Raw genomic sequence first — 3630 nt, 5'->3', positions numbered from 1 at the left:
GCCGTCTCCAACGCCGTAAGACGCGCGCGGGCCGGGTTGCAAGTCCCGAATAGGCCGATCGGCTCCTTCCTGTTCCTGGGGCCCACCGGCGTCGGCAAGACCGAGCTGACCCGCGCGCTCGCGGAGTTCCTGTTCGACGACGAGAACGCCATGGTCCGCATCGACATGTCGGAGTTCATGGAAAAGCACGCCGTGGCCCGCTTGATCGGCGCGCCTCCGGGCTATGTCGGCTATGAGCAGGGCGGATCGCTCACCGAGGCCGTGCGGCGGCGTCCCTATCAGGTGATCCTCTTCGACGAGGTCGAAAAGGCGCACCCGGACGTTTTCAACGTGCTGCTTCAGGTGCTGGACGACGGTCGCCTGACCGACGGTCAGGGCCGCACCGTCGACTTCCGCAACACCTTGATCGTCATGACTTCCAACCTCGGCTCCGAGGTGCTGGCCAACCAGCCCGAGGGCGAGGATTCGGAGGCCGTGCGCGGCGAGGTGATGGAAGTGGTCCGCCGGGCCTTCCGGCCGGAGTTCCTGAACCGCCTGGACGAGATCCTGCTGTTCCACAGGCTGCAACGCTCTCAGATGGCGGCCATCGTGGAGATTCAGTTGGAACGCCTGCGCGCGCTCCTGGAAGATCGCAAGATCACCCTGGATCTGGACGACAAGGCGCTCGCCTGGCTGGGCGAGGCCGGGTACGACCCGGTCTATGGCGCGCGGCCCCTGAAGCGCGTGATCCAGCGGCGGCTTCAGAACCCGCTCGCCTCCATGATCCTGGAGGGGCGGATCGCCGACGGTGAGACCGTCAAGGTCAGCGCCGGCGAAGACGGCCTGGTGATCAACGGCGAGTCGGTGGAAACGGAAGAGGCGGCCTGACCGGGCCGCCTCTCACCGCTGCGTTCTTCGTTCCGGGGAGACTTAGGAAGCGGGAACCACGCCGCAAGCCACGCGTGCGCCGCCGCCGCCGAGCGGATTCGGCTCGTCGCGGAAGTTGTCGCCGTTCGCATGGATGACGATGGCGCGGCCGCGCGCGTCGGCTAGCGTCAGGCGCGGGGCGACCAGCGTGTGCTTGGTCGCGGTCGCGCCGTCTTCATCGATCTGCACGAAGAGGATCGGCAGGTCGCCCAGGTGACCCTCGCCCGAGGGGCCCTGATGGCTGCCGCTGCCGCTGGGGTCGTAGTGACCGCCCGCGCCAAGCGCGGCGACCATCTGACCGTCCTTTTCCATCGCTTCGCAGCTGCCGTTCTCATGCAGATGGAAGCCATGGGGGCCGGGAGAAAGGGTGTTGGCGAAATTGACCGCCAGGTTGAGGCCGGATTTGCCGTCCTTCATGGTGATGGTGCCGAGCGGATCGCCCATGCCATTGGCTGAGACGAGGTGCATGTCAACGACCACCTCGCCCTCCTGAGCAAAGCTCGCATTCTGGGTAAGGGCCGTCGCGCCGAACGCCGCCACTAGGGCGAGCGCGGCCAGAGCGGGGGTCTTCGTCATTCTGAGGGATCCTCCTTCGACGAGCCCGATTAGCCGGGCTGTCGTTGGGCGCGGAGTATAGTCCCCTAGCTCACCGAACGCTCATGCAAAGACGGAACGTCCAGGGGGCGGCGCTATGCTGTGGGCGCAGTGCTGTGGGTGCAGTGCTGTGGGCGCGCTGGCCAAGCGTTTGGATCAGCAGTCTCCGGAGCCCTGCTCGATGGGCGCGCCCTCGCTACCGCGGCAATCCTGCTCGCCCTCGGCGACCTGGGTCGCGCCAAGGCTGAGCTCGGCCAGCTCCTGCTCGATCTTCGCCCGCTCGATCTGGAACTTCTCCAGGTCGGCCCCGGCGAGCACCGTGCCGGTCGGCAGCTTGATGTTGCGCGGGTTGACCTGGGTGCCGTCGACCAGGACCTCGTAGTGCAGGTGGGGGCCGGTGGAGCGGCCGGTGGTGCCCACGTAGCCGATGATCTGACCCTGTTCCACGCGCGCGCCGGCGGAAATGCCGCGCGCGAAGCCCTTCAGGTGGGCGTAGGCGGTCTGATAGCGGCTGTTGTGGCGGATGCGGATGTAGTTGCCGTAGCCGCCGTTGCGCCCGGCCACCACGACCTTGCCGTTGCCCGCCGCATAGATCGGCGTGCCGGAGGGGGCCGCGAAGTCCGTGCCCTTGTGCATGCGCGAATAGCCCAGGATGGGATGCTTGCGCATGCCGAAATGCGAGGAGAGCCGCGCCCCGTCGATGGGCGTGCGCATCAGCGTGCGGCGCACCGACTTGCCTTCCGGGTCGAAGTAGTCGGTCTCGCCCTCTTCGGTGGTGTAGCGGTAGTAGCGCCGTTCCTTGCCGCCCAGGATCAGGCTGGCGAAACGGACCTCGCCGGTCTTGGCGATCTCACCGTCCTTGTCGTAGAGCAGATCGTAGACGACTTCGAAGCCGTCCCCCTTGTGGATGTCGCGCTGGAAGTCGACGTCGAAGGAAAAGACGCGGATCAACTCCATCAGCGTGCCATGCGGCATGCCGGCGGAAAGGCTGGCCTCGTAGAGAGAGCTTTCGATGGTGCCGCGTCCGTACTCGGCGCCGCGCGTCAGCTCGCGCGGCTTGGCGAGCGCCACGAAGGAACCGCTGTCGCCCCGGTCGACGGAGACGTCAGTCTCGGGGTCCGGCTGCAGGACGAGGCTCATGAGCGACGCCGCCTCCGCCTCGTCGCTGAGCGCCACGGTGATCTCCTGCCCGGCGCGCAGACGGCGCGGCGAGAAGACTTCCTCAAGCGCGGTGATGGCTTCATAGGCTTCGCCCCGGGCGATCCCGGCTTCGGTCAGGAGACCCATGAGCGTGTCGCCGCTCTCTACCGTCAGGGTCTCGGTGCGCAGCGGGTCCTCGGGCAGTTCCTCGGTCGTCAGCGCCACGACCCCGCCGTCGAGGTCGCCTGCCTCTTCGGCGGCTTTGCGCGTCACCGCGGGCTGCAGCAGCGCGGCCTCCTCCATGCCGAGCTTCTCGGCAGGGGCGGCTTCGTCAGCGGGGTTCGAGAAGACGGCCTCGGCTTCCGCTGTCGGCGCCGTCAGATCGGCGGCCAGCTCGAGGGACTCGGGCTGGGGCGCGCTGTCGGCGGCGAGCGGTTCTTCGGGCAGGACCTCCGGCTCCGGCGTCGCAGGCTGCTGTTGCGCGGCGCCGGCCTCGGCAAGCTCGACCGTGGGCGCCGCTTGCGCGGGCGCCTTGTCTTGCGCGGGCGCCTCATTCAGCACGATCTCGCGGGGGGCGGGCTCAGGCGCGCTGCTGCCCTGCATGTAGCCCAGACCGTACCCGATCATGGGAAGCGTCAGGAGCGCGCCGCCAAGCGCAATCCTTCTAAAGACTCGACGGCGCGAATCCGGATCGATCTGCATGAACGTCCCCTTGGTCTCTCGGTTTGGCCTCTACCGGCGACGGCCCCCCACCGGGCCACGCAGACAGTCTGGCGCGAGCTCGGTTAGCACGGGATTAACAGCCCGCTCCGAACTCCTTGAAACAGATTGTTTAAAATGCGGAATTCCTTGAATCCTGTCAATCAAGATGGTGAGCAAGAGGGCGAGCGCCCTCGCGGCCCGCCGCCGCGGTGCTTTCGGTTGCCAAAGCGGTCGTCAAAGCGGTCGTCAAAGCGATCGCTGGGGCGGGAGGCGGCCCAGGGCCGGGAG

General features: G+C 67.5%; 3 protein-coding genes. 1 reads left to right on the top strand and 2 read right to left on the bottom strand.

Annotated features, from left to right (window positions below; all coding sequences use genetic code 11):
• The coding region (locus tag P8X75_14870) for an AAA family ATPase (GenBank protein MEJ1996463.1) at window positions 1-867 on the top strand (867 nt) is incomplete at its 5' end.
• 42 nt (window positions 868-909) lie between these two features.
• Here the strand turns inward: P8X75_14870 and sodC are convergent.
• Window positions 910-1482 (bottom strand): superoxide dismutase [Cu-Zn] SodC, encoded by a 573-nt coding sequence (gene sodC / locus P8X75_14865; GenBank protein MEJ1996462.1) that lies wholly within the window; start codon window positions 1480-1482, stop codon window positions 910-912.
• Window positions 1483-1656: 174 nt separating this feature from the next.
• Window positions 1657-3342, bottom strand: a complete 1686-nt coding sequence (locus P8X75_14860; protein MEJ1996461.1) for a peptidoglycan DD-metalloendopeptidase family protein — start codon at window positions 3340-3342, stop codon at window positions 1657-1659.
• Window positions 3343-3630 lie beyond the last annotated feature (288 nt).

This window comes from Limibacillus sp. (assembly GCA_037379885.1).
In the GTDB taxonomy this organism is placed as follows: domain Bacteria; phylum Pseudomonadota; class Alphaproteobacteria; order Kiloniellales; family CECT-8803; genus JARRJC01.
This window is presented reverse-complemented; position numbering and strand designations above follow the sequence as displayed.

Coding starts and splice junctions, on each gene's coding strand:
- sodC (MEJ1996462.1), bottom strand. CDS start 1,482: ATGACGAAGACCCCCGCTCTGGCCGCGCTCGCCCTAGTGGCGGCGTTC.
- P8X75_14860 (MEJ1996461.1), bottom strand. CDS start 3,342: ATGCAGATCGATCCGGATTCGCGCCGTCGAGTCTTTAGAAGGATTGCG.